Source organism: Ralstonia sp. PBBBR1 (genome assembly GCF_002256165.1).
GTDB classification, from domain to species: Bacteria; Pseudomonadota; Gammaproteobacteria; order Burkholderiales; family Burkholderiaceae; genus Ralstonia; species Ralstonia thomasii.
In genome coordinates, this window is sequence record NZ_NKIL01000002.1 from 159,790 (window position 1) to 183,000 (window position 23,211).

19 protein-coding genes are annotated in these 23,211 nt (G+C 62.7%); 11 read left to right on the top strand and 8 right to left on the bottom strand.

Translation table 11 applies throughout. The annotated features are described in order from the left end of the window. Positions 1-121 precede the first annotated feature (121 nt). The 6 genes from CFE42_RS00745 to CFE42_RS00770 all read right to left on the bottom strand — a co-directional run bounded on the left by CFE42_RS00745 (position 122) and on the right by CFE42_RS00770 (position 5,260). Positions 122-1,102, bottom strand: a complete 981-nt coding sequence (locus CFE42_RS00745; protein WP_004626970.1) for an ABC transporter substrate-binding protein — start codon at positions 1,100-1,102, stop codon at positions 122-124. 291 nt (positions 1,103-1,393) lie between these two features. Next, complete coding sequence (locus CFE42_RS00750) at positions 1,394-2,191, bottom strand: peptidylprolyl isomerase (RefSeq protein WP_004626968.1); 798 nt, start codon at positions 2,189-2,191, stop codon at positions 1,394-1,396. A 42-nt stretch (positions 2,192-2,233) separates the two neighbouring features. Then, positions 2,234-2,506 (bottom strand): BolA family transcriptional regulator, encoded by a 273-nt coding sequence (locus CFE42_RS00755; protein ID WP_004626967.1) that lies wholly within the window; start codon positions 2,504-2,506, stop codon positions 2,234-2,236. After that, positions 2,506-3,078: a septation protein A gene (locus tag CFE42_RS00760; RefSeq protein WP_004626965.1), complete on the bottom strand. Its 573-nt coding sequence runs from the start codon at positions 3,076-3,078 to the stop codon at positions 2,506-2,508. Before CFE42_RS00760 ends, CFE42_RS00755 begins: the two co-directional genes overlap by 1 nt. 48 nt (positions 3,079-3,126) lie before the next feature. Next, positions 3,127-3,513: a peptide-methionine (R)-S-oxide reductase MsrB gene (gene msrB / locus CFE42_RS00765; RefSeq protein ID WP_004626963.1), complete on the bottom strand. Its 387-nt coding sequence runs from the start codon at positions 3,511-3,513 to the stop codon at positions 3,127-3,129. Positions 3,514-3,670: 157 nt separating this feature from the next. Beyond that, the gene (locus CFE42_RS00770; protein WP_004626962.1) at positions 3,671-5,260 is read right to left on the bottom strand and encodes a protein adenylyltransferase SelO; all 1,590 of its coding nucleotides are present in this window, start codon (positions 5,258-5,260) and stop codon (positions 3,671-3,673) included. Between the two features lie 344 nt (positions 5,261-5,604). Between CFE42_RS00770 and CFE42_RS00775 the strand changes: the two genes are divergently transcribed. The 6 genes from CFE42_RS00775 (at position 5,605) to CFE42_RS00800 (ending at position 12,634) form a co-directional block, all read left to right on the top strand. After that, positions 5,605-7,233, top strand: coding sequence for a 3-(methylthio)propionyl-CoA ligase (locus CFE42_RS00775; RefSeq protein WP_004626960.1), 1,629 nt, complete (start codon positions 5,605-5,607; stop codon positions 7,231-7,233). Between the two features lie 219 nt (positions 7,234-7,452). Further along, positions 7,453-8,709, top strand: a complete 1,257-nt coding sequence (locus tag CFE42_RS00780) for a branched-chain amino acid ABC transporter substrate-binding protein (RefSeq protein WP_004626959.1) — start codon at positions 7,453-7,455, stop codon at positions 8,707-8,709. 126 nt (positions 8,710-8,835) lie between these two features. Continuing rightward, on the top strand, positions 8,836-9,783 hold the full coding sequence (locus CFE42_RS00785) for a branched-chain amino acid ABC transporter permease (RefSeq protein ID WP_024541690.1): 948 nt from the start codon (positions 8,836-8,838) through the stop codon (positions 9,781-9,783). After that, entirely contained in the window at positions 9,784-11,118 is a 1,335-nt protein-coding gene (locus CFE42_RS00790) for a branched-chain amino acid ABC transporter permease (protein WP_004626954.1), read from the top strand. Next, positions 11,115-11,915, top strand: a complete 801-nt coding sequence (locus tag CFE42_RS00795; RefSeq protein WP_004626953.1) for an ABC transporter ATP-binding protein — start codon at positions 11,115-11,117, stop codon at positions 11,913-11,915. Before CFE42_RS00790 ends, CFE42_RS00795 begins: the two co-directional genes overlap by 4 nt. Beyond that, complete coding sequence (locus tag CFE42_RS00800) at positions 11,915-12,634, top strand: ABC transporter ATP-binding protein (RefSeq protein ID WP_004626950.1); 720 nt, start codon at positions 11,915-11,917, stop codon at positions 12,632-12,634. Before CFE42_RS00795 ends, CFE42_RS00800 begins: the two co-directional genes overlap by 1 nt. A 69-nt stretch (positions 12,635-12,703) precedes the next feature. Here the strand turns inward: CFE42_RS00800 and CFE42_RS00805 are convergent, their stop codons facing one another. Beyond that, on the bottom strand, positions 12,704-14,227 hold the full coding sequence (locus CFE42_RS00805; RefSeq protein ID WP_004626948.1) for an amino acid permease: 1,524 nt from the start codon (positions 14,225-14,227) through the stop codon (positions 12,704-12,706). An 80-nt stretch (positions 14,228-14,307) separates the two neighbouring features. Continuing rightward, positions 14,308-15,843 (bottom strand): amino acid permease, encoded by a 1,536-nt coding sequence (locus CFE42_RS00810; protein WP_004626945.1) that lies wholly within the window; start codon positions 15,841-15,843, stop codon positions 14,308-14,310. Positions 15,844-16,202: 359 nt separating this feature from the next. Between CFE42_RS00810 and CFE42_RS00815 the strand changes: the two genes are divergently transcribed. The 5 genes from CFE42_RS00815 to CFE42_RS00835 all read left to right on the top strand — a co-directional run bounded on the left by CFE42_RS00815 (position 16,203) and on the right by CFE42_RS00835 (position 23,200). Next, positions 16,203-18,284, top strand: a complete 2,082-nt coding sequence (locus CFE42_RS00815; RefSeq protein WP_004626943.1) for a 3-hydroxyacyl-CoA dehydrogenase NAD-binding domain-containing protein — start codon at positions 16,203-16,205, stop codon at positions 18,282-18,284. A 39-nt stretch (positions 18,285-18,323) separates the two neighbouring features. After that, a complete protein-coding gene (gene pncA / locus CFE42_RS00820; RefSeq protein ID WP_004626942.1) occupies positions 18,324-18,965 on the top strand; it encodes a bifunctional nicotinamidase/pyrazinamidase in 642 nt (213 codons plus the stop codon). A 58-nt stretch (positions 18,966-19,023) separates the two neighbouring features. After that, the gene (locus tag CFE42_RS00825; protein ID WP_004626940.1) at positions 19,024-20,202 is read left to right on the top strand and encodes an acetyl-CoA C-acyltransferase; all 1,179 of its coding nucleotides are present in this window, start codon (positions 19,024-19,026) and stop codon (positions 20,200-20,202) included. Between the two features lie 309 nt (positions 20,203-20,511). Further along, a complete protein-coding gene (locus CFE42_RS00830; protein ID WP_004626937.1) occupies positions 20,512-22,380 on the top strand; it encodes an acyl-CoA dehydrogenase in 1,869 nt (622 codons plus the stop codon). A gap of 37 nt (positions 22,381-22,417) precedes the next feature. Next, a complete protein-coding gene (locus CFE42_RS00835; protein WP_004626936.1) occupies positions 22,418-23,200 on the top strand; it encodes an SDR family oxidoreductase in 783 nt (260 codons plus the stop codon). Positions 23,201-23,211 lie beyond the last annotated feature (11 nt).

Genomic DNA, 23,211 nt, shown 5'->3' on the forward strand with positions numbered 1-23,211 from the left:
CTTGTGGGTAGGAGCGTAAGCGCCCGGCCATTATGCGGCGGATAGCCGCGTTGGGGCTCGGGCAGGCAGACCCGCGCCGGGCCGGCTCCGTCGGGCGGAGGCCGGCCCGGCGCCTTGCGAGTTACTTGATGACTTCCTTGGCGTCCTTCAGCAGGTCCGCCGACAGGGTGGCGCCTTGCTTCTTGGCTGCGCCTTCGTTCACGAACAGCTCCAGGTCGGAGCTGCCGGCCGACGCAATCGCGCCCGGCTTCTCACCCTTCAGGATGCGGGCGACGACCTTGCCGGTCTGCTGGCCCAGCTTGTAGTAGTTGATGCCCAGTGCAGCGATGGCGCCACGCTTGACGCTGTCGGTATCGCCGGCCACCAGCGGGATCTTCGCTTCGTTGGCCACCTTCACCAGCGATTCGTACGCCGACACCACGTTGTTGTCGGTGTTCGTGTAGATCACGTCGACCTTGCCGATCAGGTTCTTGGCGGCCGGCGCGATATCCACGGTACGCGGAGCTGCCGACTCGACGAGCGTCATGCCTTGCGCCGACAGCAGCTTCTTCAGCTCGGTGACGACCACGACCGAGTTGGCTTCGCCCGGGTTGTAGACCATGCCCACGCGCTTGGCATTGGGCACCACACGCTTGATCAGGGCGATCTGCTTGTCCAGCGGCAGCTTGTCAGACACGCCGGTCACGTTGGTGCCGGTCGGCGCCCAGCTCTTGACCAGTTGTGCGGCAACCGGATCGGTCACGCCCGAATACACGACGGGGATCGACTTGGTGGCAGCCACAACGGCCTGCGCCGACGGGGTAGCGATGGCGACGATGGCGTCCGGCTTGTCGCCGATGAACTTGCGGGCAATCTGCGCGGCGGTGGCCGTGCTGCCTTGTGCGCTCTGGTATTCCCACTTCAGGTTCTTGCCTGCGTCAAAGCCTTCGGCCTTGAGTTGTTCCTTGGCGCCATCGCGGATGGCGTCGAGCGCCGGGTGCTCAACGATGGCCAGCACTTCGACCGACTTGGTGGCCTGGGCCAGTGCCGGTGCGGCTTGCAGCAGTGCCATCGGAATGGCGGCAAGCGCGGCAATGCGGAAGGCGTGCTTGAACGTGGACATAAGGATCTCCTGTTTCCTTTTGGGTGGTTTCGCTCTGGCGGCGGGCGGGATATGCCCGTGCCGGCGTGGTTGGTTTTGTAAGACTGTCTTGATTCTTGAGCGCACCGAAGCAGTGCAATGCCGGCGCGCGTGGGCGCACATTATCGGCCAAATCGCAATGCTTTTCAGCAAACACTTCAAAAGAAAACCTGGGGCAGGGAGGGGATTCCGATTGCGTGCGATGCAACGTCGCCATCAAATCAAAAAGGGGCACGCGGCCCCTTTTTTCACTGCCCCAACGGGCTGCTCTGCTTACTGGATCTTCGCTTTTTCGCGCAGGTCTTTCAGCATCGCCTGGAACTTGCTGCGTTGCCAGTTCTGGTCGCCCATCATCATCTCGAGCAGTTGCGGCTTGACCTCTTCGTACGACGGGATCTTGGCGTCGCGCGTGTCGTCCAGGCGGATCACGTGCCAGCCGAATTGCGTCTTGACCGGCGTCTGGGTGATCTGCCCCTTCTTCAGGCCGGTGAGAGCGGCCGAGAATTCCGGCACGTAGGTGCCCGGGTTCGCCCAGTCCAGATCGCCGCCGTTGGCGCCCGATCCCTTGTCCTTCGATTGCGCCTTGGCGATGTCTTCAAACTTGGCGCCGGCCTTGAGCTTGGCGATGATGGCCTTCGCGTCGGCTTCCTTGTCCACCAGGATGTGGTGGGCGTGGTATTCCTTGCCGTTGCCGAACTGCGCCTTGATCTTGTCGTACTGCTTGTGCAGTTCGTCTTCGGTGGCAGGGCTGTTCTTGACGTAGTCTTCGAACTCGGCGGCCACGAGCACATTCAGGCGCGCAGCAGCGAGTTGTTCCTGAATGTCGTCACGCTCCAGCAGACCGCGTTTGGCCGCGTCCTGCTCGATCAGTTCACGGTCGACCAGCATGTCGCGGGCCCTGGCGCGCAGCTCGGGCGATTCGGGCTGGCCCGACTTCTTGATCAGCGCGTCCACCTTGGCGCTCGGGATGGCTTTGCCGTTGACCACCGCGGCGTTTTGCGCCATCGCGGGAGCAACGGTCGCAGCAAGGGCAGCAGCCAGCAGGCTGGCAGTGAGGCTGGAAATCTTCATGGGATTGCGTTCGAGGGAAGGACGAGTGAGCGTGGAATGCGCTTACGTGTTTTCTTCGGGAGTGACCGCGCGGATCGCCAGCGCATGGATTGCCGCCGGCCACAGCGTGTGCAGCGCATCATACACCATGCGATGACGGGCCAAACGGTTCTTGCCTGCAAAGGCCGCGCTGACGATTTCGACGTTGTAATGCCCGCCGCCGGAGGCTGCGCCGGCGTGCCCGGCGTGCTTGGCGCTGTCGTCTTCAACGACCAGTTGGACAGGCTGGAAGGCCTCCCGCAGGAGGCGTTCAATTTCTTGCGGATCTGCGGCCATCAGCGGTCGTCTCCGATGTTGGCATCGTTGGCCGCGTTGGCCGGGCGCTCCTGCATGTGGCGCGCCAGCCAGACACTCTGCGCAAGGATGAATACCACCATCAGGCCCATCGATCCGAACAGCTTGAAGTTGACCCACACGTCGGTGTCGAAGTTGTAGGCCACATAAAGGTTCAGGCAGCCCATGACCAGGAAGAACAGCGCCCACACCAGGTTCAGGCGCCCCCACATCGTTTCGGGCAGCGATACCTGCTGCTCCATCATGGCGCGGATGAGGTTCTTGCGAACGACCACCACGCTGCCCAACAGCACAACGCCAAACAGCCAATAGAGCACCGTCGGCTTCCACTTGATGAAGGTTTCGTTGTGGAAGATAAGCGTTGCGCCGCCAAACACCCCGATGATGAGCAGCGACAGCCACTGCATGGCGTCGACCTTGCGGTGCTTGAACCACACCCAGGCGATCTGCAGCACGGTGGCGACCATCGCGACGGTGGTCGCCACATAAATACCGGCGACCTTGAAGGCAGCAAAGAACAGGATGACCGGGAACAGATCGAACAGGAATTTCATGCGGGAACGCGCTTGTGCGGGCCTATACGGACGATGAGTAGGGAAAGATCAATCGCCGAATTTTAGCGCAGCCGAGTTGATGCAATACCGCAGGCCAGTGGGCGCGGGGCCATCCTCGAACACGTGGCCGAGGTGCGCGCCACAATTCTTGCACTGCACTTCGATGCGCAGCATGCCGTGCGAGCGGTCCGTCTTCTCGTCGATCACCTCGCCGTTGATGGGCTGGAAATAGCTCGGCCAGCCGCAGCCCGCATCGAACTTGGTCGACGATTCAAACAGCGGCGTGCCGCAGCAGACGCAGTTGTAGACGCCGCGATCCCAGTGGTCCCAGTACTTGCCGGTGAAGGGGCGCTCAGTGGCCGCTTCCCGGGTGACACGGTATTCGATGTCGGAGAGTTGGTCGCGCCATTCGGCGTCGGATTTCTTGACGGTCATGGTGATGAGACTCCTTGTTGGATTCGGCAACCGCGGGATGGAGCGATCGAGCGGCTGACGTTGTTTTGTCGTGCGGCAGCGGCAATCCTGACAGGCGCGGATTAGAGCACGGCGTCAGTTCCGGTGCATCACGCGCCCCGCATGTCGGCATGCCGGCTCACGACGAGCAGCTCACTTCCAATGACGATGCCCAGTCCGGCGCGGGCTGCGCGTAGTGCTCGAAGCCGGGGTGGTCGTCAAACGGGCGGGCCAGCACGGCGCGCAGGTTTTCGACTTCGGAGAAATCCTTTTCCTTGGCGCGGCGGATGGCGATTTCAGCCAGGTGGTTACGCAGCACGTATTTCGGGTTGACGCGCTGCATGGCGGCTGCGCGTTCGTCGTCGGATTGCGGTTCGGCCTGCAAGCGCTGCCGATAAGCGGCAAGCCATACGTCTGCGGCTGCACGGTCGAAGAAGAAATCGCGCACGGTGCGCGCTTCTGCCGCAGCCGGCGTGTCGTCGCGGCGTACGTCGGCGAGGTGGCGGAAGAACAACGTGTAATCGGCACGCTGGTTGTGCAGGAGCTTGAACAGATCGCCGAAGAGCGCCTCGTCTGCGTCCTGTGCGGTGGAGAGGCCGAGCTTGGCGCGATAACGTGCGTAGAACGCCGCGCCGTAGACGTCGCGGTAGGTCAGTAATACGTTTTGCGCGGCATCGATGGCGGGTTGAGCCTGCGCTTCGTCGCTCAAATTGACGAAAACGTCGGGATCTTCGCCGAACAACGGCAGCAACGCCTGCGCGAGGCAGAACAGGTTCCAGTAGCCGATCTGCGGCTGCTGCGCATAGGCGTAACGGCCGCCGGTGTCCGAGTGGTTGCAGATGTGGTTGGCGTCAAAGCCGTCCAGGAAGCCGAACGGGCCGTAGTCGAGCGTGAGGCCAAGAATCGACATGTTGTCTGTGTTCATCACGCCGTGGCAGAAGCCAACGGCTTGCCAGTCGGCCATCAGTTCAGCGGTGCGGCGGGCGAGTTCGCGCAGCAGCGCGAGATACGGTTGCGGCTCACTGCGGCTGGCGGGGTAGAAGCGGTCGATGACGTAATCGGCGAGTGCACGAAGCTGGGGCAGCTGTTCGCTGGCCGCAAAGTGTTCGAAATGACCGAAGCGCACGAACGACGGCGCGAGGCGCGTAACGACGGCAGCGGTTTCGATCTCTTCGCGGCGCACGGGGGCGTCAGCGCCGGTCACGCACAGGGCGCGCGTGGTCGGAATGCCGAGGCCTGCCATGGCTTCCGAGCAGAGGAATTCCCGAATGGACGATCGCAGCACGGCGCGCCCGTCGCCCATGCGCGAATACGGCGTACGGCCGGCACCTTTGAGCTGGACTTCGTAGGGGCCGTCGGCGGTCTGGAATTCCGCCAGCAGCAGCGCACGGCCATCGCCCAACTGGCCTGCCCACACGCCGAACTGGTGGCCTGAGTAGACAGTGGCGAGCGGGTCGCTCCAGGTGGCGACGGCGTTACCGGTGAATACGGCCAGCCCCGCAGCGGTGTCGAGTTCGGCGCGCGTGATGCCGAGCGACGCTGCGGCATCTGGCGAGAACCCGACCAGATACGGTTCGCCAATCGCTCCCAAAGGCATGGGCATCGGGGGCAGGCGTGTAAGAAAGCGTTCGCCCAGTGCCGAGAAACCGGGGGCTGCTGCGGGGCGGCCAGGCCAGTCGAAGGGGCTCGCAAGGGAATCGTCAGGCAAGGCGGCGGGGGAGGCAGTCATGGGATGGGAGCGCCGGGCAGGGGGCGGATAACACAGGAAACGGCGCAAAAACAGTGCCGAATCCTCAAAGGTTGTGCGCTTTGCAGCGCAGCAAAATGCGCTCTGCGTAGGGGAAAACGCCATGTTGAGACGCAGCAACGCTATCGCGTATTGTACTTGCGAGTAAAAAAAGCTGCAGCCTGCGAACCCTTGCACCACAACGATTCGCAGGATTTTTCAGATGGCCGGGTAAACATGGGGGCCGATGTGGCAGCGCACAACAATATCCCGTTGACGTGCTTGGCGATCACGGGAACAATCGGCCAAAAAATAGAACGGTTGTTCAGTTTTTTCTAGGAGACACCATGGCCCTGATGGGACAAATGATGAGCGCTCCGTTGCTCATCTCGACCATCATCGAACATGCAGCGCGCAATTCCGGTTCGACTGAAGTCGTGTCGCGCCGTGTCGAGGGCGATATCCATCGCACCACGTACCGGCACGTGCGAGACCGTTCCAAGCAACTGGCGAATGCGCTGGCCGCACTGGGCGTGCAGCCCGGCGAACGCGTCGGTACGCTGGCCTGGAACGGCTATCGCCATCTCGAAATCTATTACGGCGTCTCCGGTTCGGGCTCGGTGTGCCACACCATCAACCCGCGGCTGTTTCCTGACCAGATCGCCTACATCGTCAATCACGCAGACGATCAGTACGTCTTCTTCGACCTGACGTTCGTGCCGCTCATCGAGGGCATCGCCCCGCACTGCCCGAACGTGAAGGGCTGGGTGGCGATGACCGATCGCGCGCACATGCCCACTTCCAGCGTGCCGATGCTCTGCTACGAAGAGCTGCTGGACGCGCAGAGCGCCGACTACACCTGGCCGCAGTTCGACGAGAACACCGCAGCAGGCCTGTGCTACACGTCGGGCACTACGGGCAACCCGAAGGGCGCGCTGTACTCGCATCGATCCACAGTGCTGCATTCGTATGCGTCTGCATTGCCCGATGCGCTCGGGTGCTCGGCGCAGGACGTGATTCTGCCGGTGGTGCCGATGTTCCACGTCAACGCGTGGGGGCTGCCGTATTCGGTGCCGCTGGTGGGCGCCAAGCTCGTCTTCCCGGGGCCGAAACTGGATGGCGCTTCGCTGTTCGAACTGTTCGAGCAGGAGAAGGTCACGTTCTCCGCCGGCGTGCCGACGGTATGGCTGGGCCTGCTGCAACACGTGCAGGCCAACAAGCTGAAATTCTCGACGTTCCGCAAGACCGTGATTGGCGGCTCGGCTGCGCCGCCGGCCATGATCCGTACGCTCAAAGAACTGGACGTCGAAGTCATCCACGCGTGGGGCATGACGGAAATGTCCCCGCTGGGCACCACGTGCAAGCTGATGGGCAAGCATGCCGACCTGCCGGACGAGGCCAAGCAGCATGTGCTCGAACGTCAGGGTCGCGCCATCTACGGCGTCGAGATGAAGATCGTCGATGCCGAGGGCCACGAACTGCCGTGGGACGGCAAGGCTTTCGGCGACCTCTACGTGCGCGGGCCTTGGACCATTCAGAGCTATTACCGCAACGAGGTGTCGCCGCTGGTTGATGGCTGGTTCCCGACGGGGGACGTGGCCAATATCGATGCCGATGGCTACATGCAGATCACAGATCGGAGCAAGGACGTGATCAAGTCGGGCGGTGAGTGGATTTCGTCCATCGATGTGGAAAACGTGGCCGCTGCGCACCCCGGCGTGCACATGGCCGCATGCATCTCGTGCCACCACCCGAAGTGGGACGAGCGCCCGTTGCTGGTGGTGATGAAGAAGCCAGGTGTGGAACTCACGCGTGAGGAGATGCTCAAGTTCTTCGAAGGCAAGGTTGCCAAATGGTGGATTCCGGATGACGTGGTGTTTGTCACCGAAATTCCGCTCACGGCCACCGGCAAGATGCAGAAGCTGAAGCTGCGCGAGCAGTTCAAGGATTATCAGTTCCCCGCTGTACAGGCTTAGCTACATATAGAAACCGCCGCCCGTGCACGGGGTCACCCCGGCACGAGGACGGCGGACGTAAGACAACCGGATCAGGGCCGGCCGCCGCGCGACGGACACGTCGACGCAGCGGGATGAAGCCCGGGCGCGTTGCAACCTGGAGACGCAAGCAGCCGCACGCCCACCAGAGGCATGCGGAGAGTGACTCGCCGGCGGCTCCACCACATGAAGGAGACACGCATGACGAAGTTCCGTCCGTTGGTTGTGGCTGTTGCATGTGTTGCGGCAATCGGTGGGGCAGCTCTGCCCACTGCAGCGTCCGCCGCCGAAACCGTGAAGATCGCCTGGATCGATCCGTTGTCCGGCCTGATGGGCGCGCTGGGTCAGAACCAGTTGCGCAGCTGGCAGTACATTGCCGATCTCGCCACGCAGAAGAACTGGGCCGGCGACGGCACGAAGTTCGAAGTGGTGGGCTTCGACAACAAGCTCTCGCCGCAGGAAAGCCTGACGGCGCTCAAGCAGGTGGCTGATCAGGGCATCCACTACATCGTGCAGGGCAACGGCTCGAGCGTGGGCATGGCGCTGGAAGACGCCGTGGCCAAGTACAACGAGCGTAATCCGGGTAAGGAAATCGTCTACCTGAACTACGCTGCGGTGGATCCGGACATGACGAACAGCAAGTGCAATTACTGGCACTTCCGCCTGGACGCCAACTCCGACATGAAGATGGAAGCGCTGACCAGCTTCCTGGCGAAAGATCCGAAGGTCAAGAAGGTCTACCTGATCAACCAGAACTATTCGTTCGGCCATCAGGTCGCGCGTGCGGCCAAGGAATACCTCAAGCGCAAGCGTCCAGACATCGAGATCGTGGGTGAAGACCTGCACCCGCTGGCGCAGGTGAAGGACTTCTCGCCGTACGTCTCGAAGATCAAGTCGTCGGGTGCCGACACCGTCATCACCGGCAACTGGGGCAGCGACCTGGCACTGCTCATCAAAGCCGGCAAGGATGCAGGCCTGAACGCGAACTTCTATACGTACTACGCCTCGACCACGGGCGTTCCGACAGCGATGGGCTCCGCAGGGGCAGATCATGTGAAATACGTGGGCTACTGGAACGTCAACAACGACGGCTACAAGGGCGCCGATATCGTCGAGGGCTACAAGAAGAAGTACAACGACGATTACTACCTCATGGCGTCGTACACCGGCATCGCCATGCTGGCCAAGGCCATCAAGCAGACGAAGTCGGCCGAGCCTGCCAAGGTGGCCAAGGCCTTCGAAGGCATGAAGGTCGACAGCCTGAACGGCACTTTCGAGATGCGCGCGTCTGACCACCAGGGCCAGCAGCCGCTCTACATCGCCACCTGGGAAAAAACCAACGGCAAGAACGTCAAGTTCGACCAGGAAAACACCGGCTACGGCTGGAAGACCGATGCGGTGCTCGACCAGTACGTCGCGTCGCAGCCGACTTCCTGCCAGATGAAGCGTCCACAGTAAGGCGGCGGGTGGTGTGCCGAAGGGCCGTCCGATGCTATCGTGCGGCGATGTTTTAAACGGAGTCCATGGGCCAGCGCATTGATGCGCTCGCCCGTGCTCCGCCGAATCTGCTGGAAGGGCTGCAGCGTGGAATTTCTAGTCATCAATCTCTTGAACGGCATCAGCTACGGGCTGCTGCTGTTCATGTTGTCTTCGGGCCTGACGCTGATCTTCAGCATGATGGGCGTGCTCAATTTTGCACACGCCAGCTTCTACATGCTGGGCGCGTATTTCGCCTATGTCGTCAGCGGCTATCTGGGCTTCTGGACCGCGTTGATCGTGGCGCCGCTGCTGGTGGGCGCGCTGGGCGCAGTTGTCGAGCGCTTCGGCCTGCGCACGGTGCACCGCTATGGCCACGTGGCCGAACTGCTGTTTACCTTCGGACTGGCCTATCTGATTGAAGAAGGCGTGAAGCTGGTGTGGGGCCTGCCCGCCGTGCCGTACCGCGTGCCGGACGCGCTGGATGGCCCGTTGTTCACGCTGTTCACCTCGTCGTTTCCCAAGTACCGCGCCTTCATGATGCTGGTGTCGTTACTGATGCTGGTTGGCATTTTTCTGCTGCTCACGCGCACGCGTATCGGGCTCGTCATTCAAGCTGCGCTCACGCATCCGGACATGGTGGAAGCGCTGGGTCACAACGTACCGCGCGTGTTCATGCTGGTGTTCGGCGGCGGCTGTGCGCTGGCCGGGTTGGCGGGCGTGATTGGCGGCAACGCGTTCGTGACCGAACCATCGATGGCGGCAGCGGTCGGCTCCATCGTCTTCGTGGTGGCGGTCGTGGGCGGCATGGGGTCTCTTGTGGGCGCGTTCGTTGCGTCGCTGCTGATCGGTTGCATCCAGACCTTTGCCGTCACGCTTGATATTTCGGTGACCAGCGTGCTCGGGAAGATCGGTGTCACGCTCAACCCCGACGTGCCGCTCATCTCGGTCTGGAACCTGACGATTGCGCAAGTCGCACCGGTGCTGCCGTATCTGCTGCTGGTGCTGATGCTGATCTTCCGCCCGCGTGGGCTGATGGGTACGCGGGAGAGCTAAATGGAACGCACCATGCACCAACAAGCGCAACAACAAGCCGCGCTGCCGGCCAACGATCGAGCGCGGACGATGAAGTTCAAGCCTGTCAATCTTGCCCGCTGGATGCTCTGGGCCACCACTGCGCTGGTGATGATCGTGCTGCCGCTCATCTGGCCGCAGGGTTTTGCCATCACGCTGCTTTCGCAGATGGGCATCATGATCATCTTCGCGCTGTCGTACAACATGCTGCTGGGGCAGTCCGGCATGCTGTCGTTCGGGCACGCGGTGTATGCCGGCCTGGGCGCCTTCATGGCCGTGCACCTGCTCAACAAGATCGGCGCCGTGCAGGCGCTGGGCATCGGCGGGCCGCTCGCCGTTGCGCTGTTGCCGATTGCCGGCGGCCTGGGCGGTGCGCTATTCGGCGTGATCTTCGGCTACGTCACCACCAAGAAGTCCGGCACGACGTTCGCCATGATCACGCTGGGTATCGGCGAGATGGTGTTTGCCAGCGCGTTGATGTTTCCGGACTTCTTTGGTGGCGAGGGCGGTGTCTCCACGAACCGCAGCATTGGCGATGCCCTGGCCGGCATCACCTTCGGCCCGGCACGCCAGGTGTATTACCTGATCGCCGCGTGGTGCCTGATTTCAATGGCGCTGATGTACGCCTGGACGCAGACGCCGCTGGGCCGCATCGCCAACGCGGTGCGCGACAACCCTGAGCGCGTGGAGTTCATCGGCTACAACACGCAGCGCGTGCGCTTCCTGGTAGTAATTCTGTCGGCGTTCTTCGCTGGCATTGCCGGCGCGCTGTCGTGCATCAACTTTGAGATCGTGACGGCCGAGAACGTGTCGGCAGTGCGCTCGGGCTCCGTGCTGCTGGCGGCGTTCATTGGCGGCATGGGCAGCTTCTTCGGGCCGATCATCGGCGCGGTGCTCACGGTGTTCTTCACCGTGGCGCTGTCGGGCATCACCAAGGCGTGGCTGCTGTACCTGGGGTTGTTCTTTGTGCTGATGGTCATGTACGCGCCGGGCGGCATCGCCAGCCTTTTGGTCATACATCTGCCGATCCTGCGACGCGGCAAGCTGAAGACGCTCCTGCCAGCTTACGGTTTGGCGATTGTGCCGGCGGTCATCCTGCTGGTCGCGTTGATTTCCACCGTGGAAATGATCTACGCCGTGCAGGACGACGCCTCGGGTGGCGTGGCCACGCTGTTCGGCCTGTCTGTCGAACCGAATACCCTCAAGCCATGGATTGTCACCGCCGTGCTGTGGCTGGTGGGCGCCTTCGGCCTGCGTGCTGCAGCGAGCAAGCTGCGTGCCGCTTGGGACAACGCATTGCAGGAGCCGCAACCATGAGCCAACTGACATCCGGGCCGACCGCCGCGCTCGAGTTGCGCGACGTTCGCAAGCGCTTTGGCGCGACCGAAATCATTCGAGGGGTCAACCTCACCATCGGCAAGGGCGAGCGCCATGCGCTCATCGGCCCGAACGGCGCCGGCAAATCGACCACGTTCAACCTGATCTCGGGCCGCTTCCCGGCCAGCTCGGGCAGCGTGCGCCTGAACGGCGAAGAGATCAGCGGCCTGGCGCCCTTCGAGATCAACCGCAAGGGCCTGTCGCGCAGCTTCCAGATCACCAATATCTTTCATCGCTTGTCGGTGTTCGAGAACCTGCGCTGCGCGGTGCTCTGGTCGCTTGGCTACAAGTATTCGTTCTGGCACAAGCTGGCCGAACTGCGCGACGCACGCGAGCGCGCGGAAGAAGTGCTCGAGCAGATCGGCATGACACATCGGCGTGACGCCGCCGCAGGCCTGCTGACGTACGCCGAGCAACGGGCGCTGGAAATCGGCATCACCATCGCGGGCGGTGCCGACGTGATTCTGCTGGATGAACCCACGGCCGGCATGAGCCGCTCCGAATCCGACCATGCGGTCGAGCTTATCCGCAAGGTCACGGTGGGCAAGACGCTGGTGATGGTCGAGCACGACATGAGCGTGGTGTTTGGCCTCGCCGACCGCATCTCGGTACTCGTCTATGGCGAAGTGATCGCCACCGACACACCCGAAGCCATTCGCAACAACCGGCGCGTGAAGGAAGCCTACCTCGGCACCACGCTGGACGCGAATGAAACCGAATCTGCAGGAGCGCATTGATGGCAACGAATACTCCGATGTTGGAGGTGCGCGACCTGCACGCGTACTACGGCAAGAGCCACATCCTGCACGGCGTCGACATGCATGTGGGCGAGGGCGAGATCGTTGCGCTGCTCGGCCGCAACGGCGTGGGGCGTTCGACCCTGGCCAAGTCCATCATGGGCATGGTGCGGCACGAAGGCGAAATCCTGCTGCGCGGCAAGAACGTGAGTGGCCTGCGAACCTTCGAAGTCGCGCACAAAGGCATCGGCTATGTGCCCGAGAACCGGGATATTTTCCCCACGCTGACGGTGCGGCAGAACCTGTTGCTTGGCGAGAAACGCAATCCCAGTCAGCCCAAGCCGCGCTGGCAGGTCGAAGACATGTACCAGATGTTCCCGCGCCTGAAGGAGCGCGAGAACACCGCCGCCGGTGTGCTGTCGGGTGGCGAGCAGCAGATGCTGACGCTGTGCCGCACGCTGATGGGCGATCCCGACTTCATCATCATCGACGAGCCGACCGAGGGCCTTGCGCCGCTGGTCGTGACGCTCGTGGGCGAGTATCTGAAGACGCTCAAGGAGCGGGGGATCTCCGTGCTGCTGGTGGAGCAGAAACTCGCCATTGCCCTCGACATTTCACAGCGGGTGTATGTGATGGGTCACGGGCAGATCGTGTTTGAAGGAACGCCCCAGCAGTTGAAGGCGGATGGGAAAGTCCGGCAGGAGTGGCTGGAGGTGTAAAGGCCGGATGTTTAACCACACTGAAAAGATGGCCCGCATGGACAATTGTGCGGGCCTTTTTTCTTTCGCTTAGTTGGCAACCACGCCCGTCGCAGCGGCGTTGGTAGGTTCGGGTTGTTGCAGATGCGCCGGGCTGAACTGCATCTCGGTGTACTTCACGAATCGCGTCTTGAATTTCCAGCGGTAAGCCAGCCAGATCGCCACGAACAGAATCACGCCGCAATACGTTGCGATGAAGGCGCCGAAGTTGTCCACCGGTGCAAACAGTGCCTTGGTGTTCTGCCCAAGGATGATCACCGCGCACAGGATCGCCACCATGATCGGCCCGAACGGGAAGAACGGCGACCGATACGCCAGTTGCTCCACGGAGTTGCCCTGGCTCGTGAATCCCTTACGGAATCGATAGTGCGCCAGCGCTATGCCGAACCAGGCGATGAAGCACGTTACCGCAGATGTATTCAGCAGCCACAGGTAGACCACCTGATCGCCAAACAAAGAGCTGAAGAAGCACAGCGCGCCAACAGCGGACGTGGCCAGCAGCGCGCGATGCGGCACGCCATTGGTAGATACCTTGGCAAACCAGCGCGGCGCTTGGCCTTCGAGCGCCAAATCGTACAGAATCCGCGTCGACACATAGAGGCTCGACGTGCCGGACGACAGCAGCGCGGTCAGCACCACCGCATTCATCATCCCGGCCGCAAACGCGAGGCCCGCGTGCTGGAACACCAGCGCAAACGGGCTGACGCCGACGTCCGTCGCTTCATTGCGCAGCAGGTTCGGGTCGGTGTATGGCAGCAGCACGCCAATGATCAGGATCGCCAGCACATAGAACAGCAGAATGCGCCAGAACGTCTGGCGGATGGCGCGGGGGATCGTGCGGGAGGGGTTCTCCGCCTCGCCGGCGGCCACGCCGATGGTTTCGACACCCTGGAACGAGAACCCGGCAATCATCGCCACACCCACCATGGCAGGCACACCGCCCACGATCGGCGCATCACCCACGGTGAAGTTCTGCCAACCCGACTGTGGGCCGCCGTGCATGATGCCGAAGATCATCGCCAGGCCGATCAGCAGGAACACGATGATGGTCACCACCTTGATCATCGAGAACCAGTATTCCGCCTCGCCGAAGCCGCGCACGGAGAAGGCGTTGAGGCCAAACATCAGCAGCAGGAATGCGGCGCTCCAGACCATGCCCGAGATGCCCGGGAACCAGTACTTCATCACGAGTTGCGCGGCCGCCAATTCCACCGCAACGGACACGGCCAGTGCAAACCAGTAGTTCCATCCCAGCGCAAAGCCAAAGCCTTCTTCGACATACAGGCGGCTGTAAGTCACGAACGAACCCGAGACGGGCAGATGTACCGCCAGCTCGCCAAGACTCGTCATCAGGCAATAGACCATCACGCCGATCAGCGTGTAGGTCAGCAGTGCGCCGCCGGGGCCGGCCTGGGCAATGGACGCGCCGGACGCGACGAACAGCCCCGTGCCAATGGCGCCGCCCAGGGCGATCATCATCAGGTGGCGCGAGCGCAGGCGTCGGCGCAGTTCGGATTGGGCTTCGAGCCCGGTGGGGGTGATGGGTGTATGCATAGCCGGTAGCGCCGGAGCAGGCGCCCCAATAAAAGCGCCGGCCGGATGCTGTGCAAACGGCTGGCGGAGCGGGGGGATGGTTACTGTGTACTGTTTGCCACGATCGGCAATTCGGGGCCGGGGTCTTGGCCGGCCAGCGAATCGCGCAATACGGGCGGGCGCGGGAAGTGCATGTCCGGGTAACGGACAATGCCGCCGCCACGCACCAGCCGGTAGCCGATCCAGATCAGGAAGAAGACCGGGATGCCGATGTACGTGGCGATCACCGCCGGCCAATCGACGGTGCCGCTGGTGAACGCCTGGTAGTTCTGGCCCAGCGTGATGACCAGGCACAACCCGAACGCGAACAACGGGCCATATGGGAAGAACCTGGAGCGGTACGGCAACTGCGCCGGATCGTGCCCCTGCGCCACGAGTCCCTTGCGGAAGCGATAGTGGCTCACGGCAATCCCAAGCCACGCCACGAAGCCGGTCATGCCAGAGGTGTTCAGCAGCCACAGGTAGACCGTCTTGTCGCCAAACAGCGAACTCAGGAAACATAGCGCGCCAACGGCGGTCGTGGCCAGTAGTGCATTGCGCGGCACACCGTTCTGGGTGAGTCGCGCAAAGATACGCGGCGCGCGGCCCTCAGTGGCCAGGTTGTAGAGCATGCGCGTGGATGCATACATGCCCGAGTTGCCCGCCGACAGCACCGCGGTCAGGATCACCGCATTCATCAGCCCGGCGGCAAAGGCCAGGCCGGCATGCTTGAACACCAGCGTGAACGGGCTCACGCCAATGTTGGTGACTTCCGTCGACAACAGATTCGGATCGGTGTACGGCACCAGCACGCCGATGATGAAGATCGCCAGCACGTAGAACAGCAGGATCCGCCAGAACACCTGTTTGACCGCACGTGGAATGGTACGCGCCGGGTCGGCCGATTCGCCTGCCGCCACGCCAATCAGCTCCGTCCCCTGGAACGAGAACCCGGCGATCATCGCCACGCCGATCATCGCCGGCAGCCCACCCACGAACGGCGCATCATCGATCGTCAGGTTCTGCAGGCCCGATTGCGGACCGCCCTTCATGATCCCGAAGATCATCGCCAGGCCAATGCCGATAAAGCAGATGACCGTAACGACCTTGATGAGCGCGAACCAGTATTCCGCCTCGCCAAAGCCGCGCACCGAGATGGCGTTGAGCAGGAACATGATGGCGAGGAACACGGCGCTCCACAGCACGCCCGGCACATCGGGAAACCAGTAATGCATGACGAGCTGCGCGGCCGCCAGTTCAACGGCAATCGTCACGGCCCAGTTGTACCAATAGTTCCAGCCGAGCGCGAAGCCGAAGCCTTCGTCCACGTACAGCGCGCCGTAGGTGGCAAACGACCCGGAAACCGGCATATAGGCGGCAAGCTCGCCCAGGCTGGTCATCAGAAAGTAGACCATTGCCCCGATCAGGATGTAGGCGGCGAGGGCGCCTCCGGGGCCGGCCTGCGAGACCGACGCCCCCGAGGCCACGAAGAGCCCGGTGCCGATCGACCCGCCGATGGCGATCATGGTGAGATGGCGCGCGCGCAAGGTGCGGCGCAAGCCCGGCGTCTCTGAAGACGGGGTAGCGTGTTCTGACATGGATACAGAGTGGTCGATTTTGCTCGGATCGCGAATCAAATCGACGAAATGTGACGAGACGTTCCCGCGCCTGATGGGCACCCGGCAAACGAAATGCGCGACTCTATCAAAACCGTCACGTAGCGGGCAAAAAATCCATGCTGCAGCACCCGCGTTTGAACCTGCCGGGGCGTGCCGCATCGCCCGCCAGACGGCGCCGTGCAGCGCAAAAATAAAAATTGAACGACCGTGCTATTTTGTGTATTCTGTGTCGAGTCGCGGCCTTACCGCGCGTTAAAAAAACGATAGTTGAGAGACAGTTCAACCGCGAGGCACGGTGCGCCTGATCTGCCGGCCCTCGCATCACCAAAGGAACCAGCATGACCGCGGAGTACAAGGTCCAGGACGGCGTTGCCGTCATCACGCTCAGCAACCCGCCCGTCAACGGCCTTGGCCACTCCACGCGCCTGGGCATCGTTGAAGGCATGGTGAAAGCGGGCGACGACGCCAACGTCAAGGCCATCGTGATCACCGGTGCGGGCAAGGCCTTCTCGGGCGGCGCCGATATCCGCGAGTTCAACACGCCCAAGGCCACGCAAGAGCCGACGCTGCACGCTGTCATCAAGGCAGTCGAGTCGAACAGCAAGCCGGTCGTGGCGGCCATCCATTCGGTGGCGATGGGCGGCGGGCTGGAACTGGCGATGGGCTGCCATTTCCGCGTGGCCGCACCAGGCGCACAAATTGCGCTTCCCGAGGTCAAGCTGGGGATTTTGCCGGGCGCGGGCGGTACGCAACGCCTGCCGCGCGCAATCGGCTTGGAGCCCGCTCTGAACATGATTGTCTCGGGCAACGCCATCCCCTCGGAAAAGCTCGCCAAGAGCGGTCTGTTCGACCAGATGATCGAAGGTGACCTGATGGCCGGTGCCATCGATTTCGCACTGAAGGCCGCAGCCGAGGGCAAGCTGCCGAAGCTGCGCGATCGCAAGGTCGAGCACGACAATCCGCAAGGTTTCCTGCAATTTGCGCGCAACACCGTCGCGGCCGTCGCCAAGAACTTCCCGGCGCCGGGCAAGTGCGTTGACGCCGTGCAGGCCGCCGTGGAAAAGCGTTTTGACGACGGCATCAAGTTTGAGCGCGACCTGTTCATCGAACTGGTGAATACGTCCGAATCGCGCGCACTGCGCCACGCCTTCTTTGGTGAACGCGCTGCAAGCAAGATCCCCGATGTGCCGGAAGATACGCCAGTGCGCAAGGTGGAGAAGGTTGCCGTGATCGGCGCCGGCACGATGGGCGGCGGCATCTCGATGAACTTCCTCAACGCAGGCATTCCGGTCACGATGCTGGAAACCAAGCAGGAAGCGCTGGACCGCGGCGTCGCCACCATCCGCAAGAACTACGAGAACAGCGCCAAGAAGGGCAAGCTCACGCAAGAGAAGGTCGAGCAGCGCATGGCCCTGCTGACCCCGACGCTGTCCTACGACGACATCAAGGATGCCGACCTCGTCATCGAGGCCGTCTTTGAAGAAATGGGCGTCAAGGAAGTCGTGTTCAAGAAGCTGGACGAAGTCGTCAAGCAGGGCGCAATCCTGGCGTCGAACACCTCCACGCTGGACGTCGACAAGATCGCCAGCTTCACCAAGCGCCCGCAAGACGTTGTCGGCATGCACTTCTTCAGCCCGGCCAACGTGATGAAGTTGCTGGAAGTCGTGCGCGGCAAGGACACCGCCAAGGACGTGCTGGCCACCGTCATGAAGCTGGCCAAGGCCATCAAGAAGACGGCCGTTGTTTCCGGCGTGTGTGACGGCTTCATCGGCAACCGCATGATCGAGCAGTACAGCCGCCAGGCCGGCTACCTGCTGGACGAAGGCGCGCTGCCCGAGCAGGTCGACAAGGCCATCGAGAAGTTCGGCTTTGCCATGGGCCCGTTCCGCATGGGCGATCTGGCCGGCAACGACATCGGCTGGGCCATCCGCAAGCGCCGCGCCGTGGACAAGCCGGACATCGTCTATTCGAAGACCGCCGATCTGCTGTGCGAGATGGGCCGCTTTGGTCAGAAGACCGGCGGCGGCTGGTACGACTACAAGGCGGGCGACCGCAAGCCGTATCCGAACCAGCAGGTCAACGACATGATCGTCCAGCACTCGAAGGATCTGGGCATCACGCGCCGTAAGATTTCGGACGAGGAAATCGTCGAGCGCCTGGTGTTCGCGCTGGTCAACGAAGGCGCGAAGATCCTGGAAGAGGGCATTGCCTCCAAGGCTTCCGACATCGACATGGTGTACCTGACCGGCTACGGCTTCCCGCTGTTCCGCGGTGGCCCGATGCTCTACGCAGACACGGTCGGCCTGTACAACGTCGCGCAAGCCATGCACCGCTACAGCAAGGGCTACCACGGTGAAGCGTGGAAGGTTGCCCCGCTGCTGCAGAAGCTGGCCGATGAAGGCAAGGGCTTTAATGGCTGAATGAGCAGCTAATCAATCGACTGACGCGACTGAACCACCATGCAACTGACGTCCACCGATTGCCTGTTGATCATCGACGTGCAGAACGATTTTCTGCCCGGCGGTGCACTGGCCGTGCCGGACGGCGACCAGGTCATCCCGGTCGTCAACCTGCTCGCCAAGGCATTCGGGGCCGTTGGTCGTACTGTGCTGACGCAGGACTGGCATCCGAGCGAGCACGTCTCGTTTGCGGCCAACCATCCGGGCACGCAGCCGTTTGGCACGATCGATTTGCCGTATGGGCAGCAAGTGCTGTGGCCGGTGCACTGTGTGCAGCACAGCGCGGGTGCCGCGCTGGCCGATGGGCTGAATGTGCCGCATGCCCAGTTGATCGTCCGCAAGGGCTATCACCCGCACATCGACAGCTATTCCGCATTCTTTGAAGCGGATCGCAAGACGCCGACCGGCCTGCTCGGCTATCTGCGCGAGCTTGGGGTCGAGCGCGTGTTCTGCGTTGGCCTCGCCACGGATTTTTGCGTGGCGTGGTCGGCGCTGGATGCGCGTGCGGCGGGGCTGGACGTCGCTGTCATCGAGGATGCCTGTCGCGCGATCGACCTCAACGGTTCGCTGGTGCAGGCGTGGCAGCGCATGACGGATGCGGGCATCGCGCGGTTGCAGTCGCACACAGTCTTGAACGGATAACGGAACACATCGGGCGCTGCCGGAGCCGCGCCCGCCACCAGATACGAGGAGCAACACCATGACCGAAGCAGTCATCGTTTCCACCGCACGTACCGGCCTGGCCAAGAGCTGGAAGGGCGCCTTCAACATGACGCACGGCGCCACGCTGGGCGGCCATGCGGTTCAGCACGCCATCGAGCGCGCCAGGATCGAGCCGGGCGAAGTGGAAGACATCCTGATGGGCTGTGCGAATCCGGAAGGCGCAACGGGCGCCAACATCGCTCGCCAGATCGCCCTGCGTGCCGGCTGCCCCGTGACCGTGCCGGGCGCGACCGTCAACCGCTTCTGCTCGTCGGGCCTGCAGACCATCGCCATGGCGGCGCAGCGTGTGATTGCCGATGAAGGCGACATCTTCGTGGCGGGCGGCGTGGAATCCATCTCGTGCGTGCAGCAGGAAATGAACCGCCACATGATGACCGAAGGCTGGCTCAACAAGCACAAGCCGGAAATCTACTGGAGCATGCTGCAGACCGCCGAGAACGTCGCCAAGCGCTACAACATCGCCAAGGAGCGCATGGACGAGTACGGCGTGCAAAGCCAGCAGCGCGCCGCTGCCGCCGCTGCAGCCGGCAAGTTCGACGACGAAATCGTCCCGATGACCACGGTGATGGGCGTGGCCGATGCCAAGACCGGCCAGCTCATGACGCGCGAAGTCACGATCTCAGCCGACGAAGGCATTCGCGCTGACACCACGCTCGAAGGCGTGTCGAAGATCCGCACGGCCATGCCCGGCGGCGTGATCACCGCCGGCAACGCCAGCCAATTCTCCGACGGCGCATCCGCTGCTGTGGTGATGAATGGCAAGGTGGCAGCCGCCAAGGGCCTGCAGCCGTTGGGCGTGTTCCGCGGTTTTGCCGTGGCCGGCTGCGAGCCGGACGAAATGGGCATCGGCCCCGTCTTTGCCGTGCCCAAGCTGCTGAAGAAGGCGGGTCTCAAGGTTGAAGACATTGGCCTGTGGGAACTGAACGAAGCGTTTGCTGTGCAGGTGCTGTACTGCGCAGACAAGCTGGGCATCCCGATGGACCGCCTGAACGTCAACGGCGGCGCCATCGCCGTGGGCCATCCGTACGGCGTGTCGGGCGCACGCCTGGTCGGCCACGCGCTGATCGAAGGCAAGCGCCGCGGCGTCAAGTACGTGGTCGTGACCATGTGCATTGGCGGCGGCCAAGGCGCAGCCGGCCTGTTCGAGGTGCTCTAAAGCCAAGCAGGCTCCCCCTCAAAACGGGAGCCTGATTTGTTTCCGCTGGAACTGGCTTGATCGCCAGAGCATGCACCCAGATGGTTGGGCCGCTCTCGCCCTAGATGACGCCTTGAATTTCTTTAAGCGGGCGGAAAAAAGAAGGACTGCTGTCTAAGCGCGGCGAGTTTCGGACCTTCTCCGCCCGGTTACGGAAATTCAAGGAATCTTGCGCCATCTCGGGCGCGCCTTCTTTGCTTACTTTCTTTGGCAAGACAAAGAAAGTGAGTCGGCCCCGGCAGGGGACGAAACTCAGGATGCACCAACATCATGTCCTCGAAACTGCTATCCCGCCGCGACCTCAGCTTCCTGCTCTACGAATGGCTCAACGTTGAGTCACTCACAAGCATTCCCCGTTACGCCGACCACTCCCGCGAAACCTTCGACGCCGCGCTCGACACCTGCGAGCGCATCGCAACGGATCTGTTTGCTCCGCATAACAAGAAAAACGACCAAGAAGAACCGCACTTCGACGGCACCAAGGTCCACATCATTCCCGAGGTCAAGGCAGCGCTGGACGCCTTCAACAAAGCGGGCCTGATGGCTGCCGGGCAAGACTTTGAACGTGGCGGCATGCAACTGCCCACGGTGGTCGAAAAAGCCGGCTTCGGTTTCTTCAAGGCGGCCAACGTTGGCACCAGTTCGTATCCGATCCTCACGATCGGCAACGCGAATCTGCTGCTTGCGCACGGCACGCCCGCGCAGATCGAGACGTTCGTGCAGCCGGAGATGGAAGGCCGCTTCTACGGCACGATGTGCCTGTCGGAGCCGCAGGCCGGCTCGTCGCTCTCGGACATCGTCACGCGGGCCGAGTACGAGGGCGAATCGCCGCTCGGCGCGCAGTACCGTTTAACCGGCAACAAGATGTGGATCTCCGCCGGTGAACATGAGCTGTCGGAAAACATCGTCCACCTTGTGCTGGCGAAGATCCCCGGCCCGGACGGCAAGCTGATTCCGGGCGTGAAGGGTATCTCGCTGTTCATCGTGCCGAAGTTCCTCGTCAACGCCGATGGCTCGCTCGGCGAGCGCAACGACGTCGTGCTGGCCGGCCTGAACCACAAGATGGGCTATCGCGGCACGACCAACTGCCTGCTGAATTTTGGTGAGGGCACGCAGTTCCGTCCGAAGGGCGCAGATGGCCAGCCGCGCGCTGGCGCCATCGGTTACCTCGTCGGCGAGCCGCACAAGGGTCTCGCATGCATGTTCCACATGATGAACGAGGCGCGCATCGGCGTCGGCATGGGCGCAACGATGCTTGGCTACACGGGTTATCTGCACGCGGTGGACTACGCGCGCAATCGCCCGCAGGGCCGCCCGGTCGGGCCATCGGGCAAGGATGCAGCATCTCCGCAGATCCGTATCGTCGATCACGCCGACGTGCGTCGCATGCTGCTGGCGCAGAAGGCGTATGTGGAAGGCGCGCTCGGCCTGAACCTGTATTGCGCCAAGCTCGTCGATGAAGAACGCGGGGAAACCGACGCAGCCAAACGCGCCAAGCTCGGTCTGCTGCTCGACATCCTCACGCCGATTGCCAAGAGTTGGCCGTCGCAGTGGTGCCTGGAGGCCAACAGCCTGGCGATCCAGGTGCATGGCGGTTACGGCTACACGCGCGAATACAACGTCGAACAGTTCTACCGCGACAACCGCCTGAACCCGATTCACGAAGGTACGCACGGCATCCAGGGCCTGGACCTGCTGGGCCGCAAGGTCGTGATGCAGGACGGCGCTGCCTTCGCCGCGCTCGGTGAGCGCGTGCAGGCCACCGTGGGCCGCGCGCTGGAAACCGACGATGAAACGCTGGTCGGCTACGGTCGTGCGCTCGGCATGGCGACGCAGAAACTGGCCAAGGTCACGCAGACGCTGTGGGCCGCCGGCGACCCGCGCGTGACGCTGGCGAATGCCTCGGTCTATCTGGAAGCGTTCGGCCACGTCGTCGTCGCGTGGATCTGGCTGGAGCAGGCGCTGGCCGCCGCCAAGACATTGCCGGCCGCCCAAGGCGAAGACGCTGATTTCTACCGCGGCAAGCTGCAGGCCGCGCGCTATTTCTTCCAGTGGGAACTGCCGAAGATCGACCCGCAGATCGTGCTGCTGGGCTCGCTCGACACGACCACGCTGGACATGCAGGACGCCTGGTTCTGACGGCATCGCACAACCACAACGAGACACAGGAGACACCATGGGTACGCTGAAACACCTCTTCGATCTTTCCGGCAAGACGGCGCTGATCACCGGCGGTTCGCGCGGGCTCGGCCTGCAGATTGCCGAAGCATTGGGCGAGCAGGGCGCGCGCATCGTTTTGTCTGCCCGCAAGGCCGATGAGCTGAAGGAAGCGCAGGCGCACCTGAAATCCCTCGGCATCGAGGCCGACTGGATCGCCGCCGACGGCGCCGTCGAAGCCGACATCCAGCGCCTGGCCGACGAGGCGCTGGCCAAACTCGGCCACGTCGACATTCTCGTCAACAACGCGGGCGCGACGTGGGGCGCACCGGCTGAAGACCACCCGGTCGAAGCGTGGGACAAGGTGATGAACCTGAACATCCGCGGCCTGTTCCTGCTCACGCAGCAGATCGGCAAGCGCTCGATGATCCCGCGCAAGTACGGAAAGATCGTCAACGTGGCGTCGATTGCAGGCCTGAAGGGCAACCCGCCGGGCTCGCTGGATACGATCGCCTACAACACCAGCAAGGGTGCGGTGGTCAACTTCACGCGCGCGCTGGCGGGCGAGTGGGGCGAGCACAACATCACCGTCAATGCGATTGCACCTGGCTTCTTCCCGTCGAAGATGACGCGCGGCTCGCTAGAGAAGCTCGGCGTGGACAAGCTAGCCGAACGCTCGCCGCTGCACCGCATTGGCGACGACGAAGACCTCAAGGGCGTGGCCGCGCTGTTCGCGTCGGATGCGTCCAAGCACATCACGGGCCAGATCCTCGCCGTCGACGGCGGCGTGAGCGTGGTCTAATTTCGGCTGCT

Excerpts from the sequence above, each read along its gene's own strand:
- CFE42_RS00745 (WP_004626970.1), bottom strand. The coding sequence starts at position 1,102 with ATGTCCACGTTCAAGCACGCCTTCCGCATTGCCGCGCTTGCCGCCATT.
- CFE42_RS00750 (WP_004626968.1), bottom strand. The coding sequence starts at position 2,191 with ATGAAGATTTCCAGCCTCACTGCCAGCCTGCTGGCTGCTGCCCTTGCT.
- CFE42_RS00755 (WP_004626967.1), bottom strand. The coding sequence starts at position 2,506 with ATGGCCGCAGATCCGCAAGAAATTGAACGCCTCCTGCGGGAGGCCTTC.
- CFE42_RS00760 (WP_004626965.1), bottom strand. The coding sequence starts at position 3,078 with ATGAAATTCCTGTTCGATCTGTTCCCGGTCATCCTGTTCTTTGCTGCC.
- msrB (WP_004626963.1), bottom strand. The coding sequence starts at position 3,513 with ATGACCGTCAAGAAATCCGACGCCGAATGGCGCGACCAACTCTCCGAC.
- CFE42_RS00770 (WP_004626962.1), bottom strand. The coding sequence starts at position 5,260 with ATGACTGCCTCCCCCGCCGCCTTGCCTGACGATTCCCTTGCGAGCCCC.
- CFE42_RS00775 (WP_004626960.1), top strand. The coding sequence starts at position 5,605 with ATGGCCCTGATGGGACAAATGATGAGCGCTCCGTTGCTCATCTCGACC.
- CFE42_RS00780 (WP_004626959.1), top strand. The coding sequence starts at position 7,453 with ATGACGAAGTTCCGTCCGTTGGTTGTGGCTGTTGCATGTGTTGCGGCA.
- CFE42_RS00790 (WP_004626954.1), top strand. The coding sequence starts at position 9,784 with ATGGAACGCACCATGCACCAACAAGCGCAACAACAAGCCGCGCTGCCG.
- CFE42_RS00795 (WP_004626953.1), top strand. The coding sequence starts at position 11,115 with ATGAGCCAACTGACATCCGGGCCGACCGCCGCGCTCGAGTTGCGCGAC.
- CFE42_RS00800 (WP_004626950.1), top strand. The coding sequence starts at position 11,915 with ATGGCAACGAATACTCCGATGTTGGAGGTGCGCGACCTGCACGCGTAC.
- CFE42_RS00805 (WP_004626948.1), bottom strand. The coding sequence starts at position 14,227 with ATGCATACACCCATCACCCCCACCGGGCTCGAAGCCCAATCCGAACTG.
- CFE42_RS00810 (WP_004626945.1), bottom strand. The coding sequence starts at position 15,843 with ATGTCAGAACACGCTACCCCGTCTTCAGAGACGCCGGGCTTGCGCCGC.
- CFE42_RS00815 (WP_004626943.1), top strand. The coding sequence starts at position 16,203 with ATGACCGCGGAGTACAAGGTCCAGGACGGCGTTGCCGTCATCACGCTC.
- pncA (WP_004626942.1), top strand. The coding sequence starts at position 18,324 with ATGCAACTGACGTCCACCGATTGCCTGTTGATCATCGACGTGCAGAAC.
- CFE42_RS00825 (WP_004626940.1), top strand. The coding sequence starts at position 19,024 with ATGACCGAAGCAGTCATCGTTTCCACCGCACGTACCGGCCTGGCCAAG.
- CFE42_RS00830 (WP_004626937.1), top strand. The coding sequence starts at position 20,512 with ATGTCCTCGAAACTGCTATCCCGCCGCGACCTCAGCTTCCTGCTCTAC.
- CFE42_RS00835 (WP_004626936.1), top strand. The coding sequence starts at position 22,418 with ATGGGTACGCTGAAACACCTCTTCGATCTTTCCGGCAAGACGGCGCTG.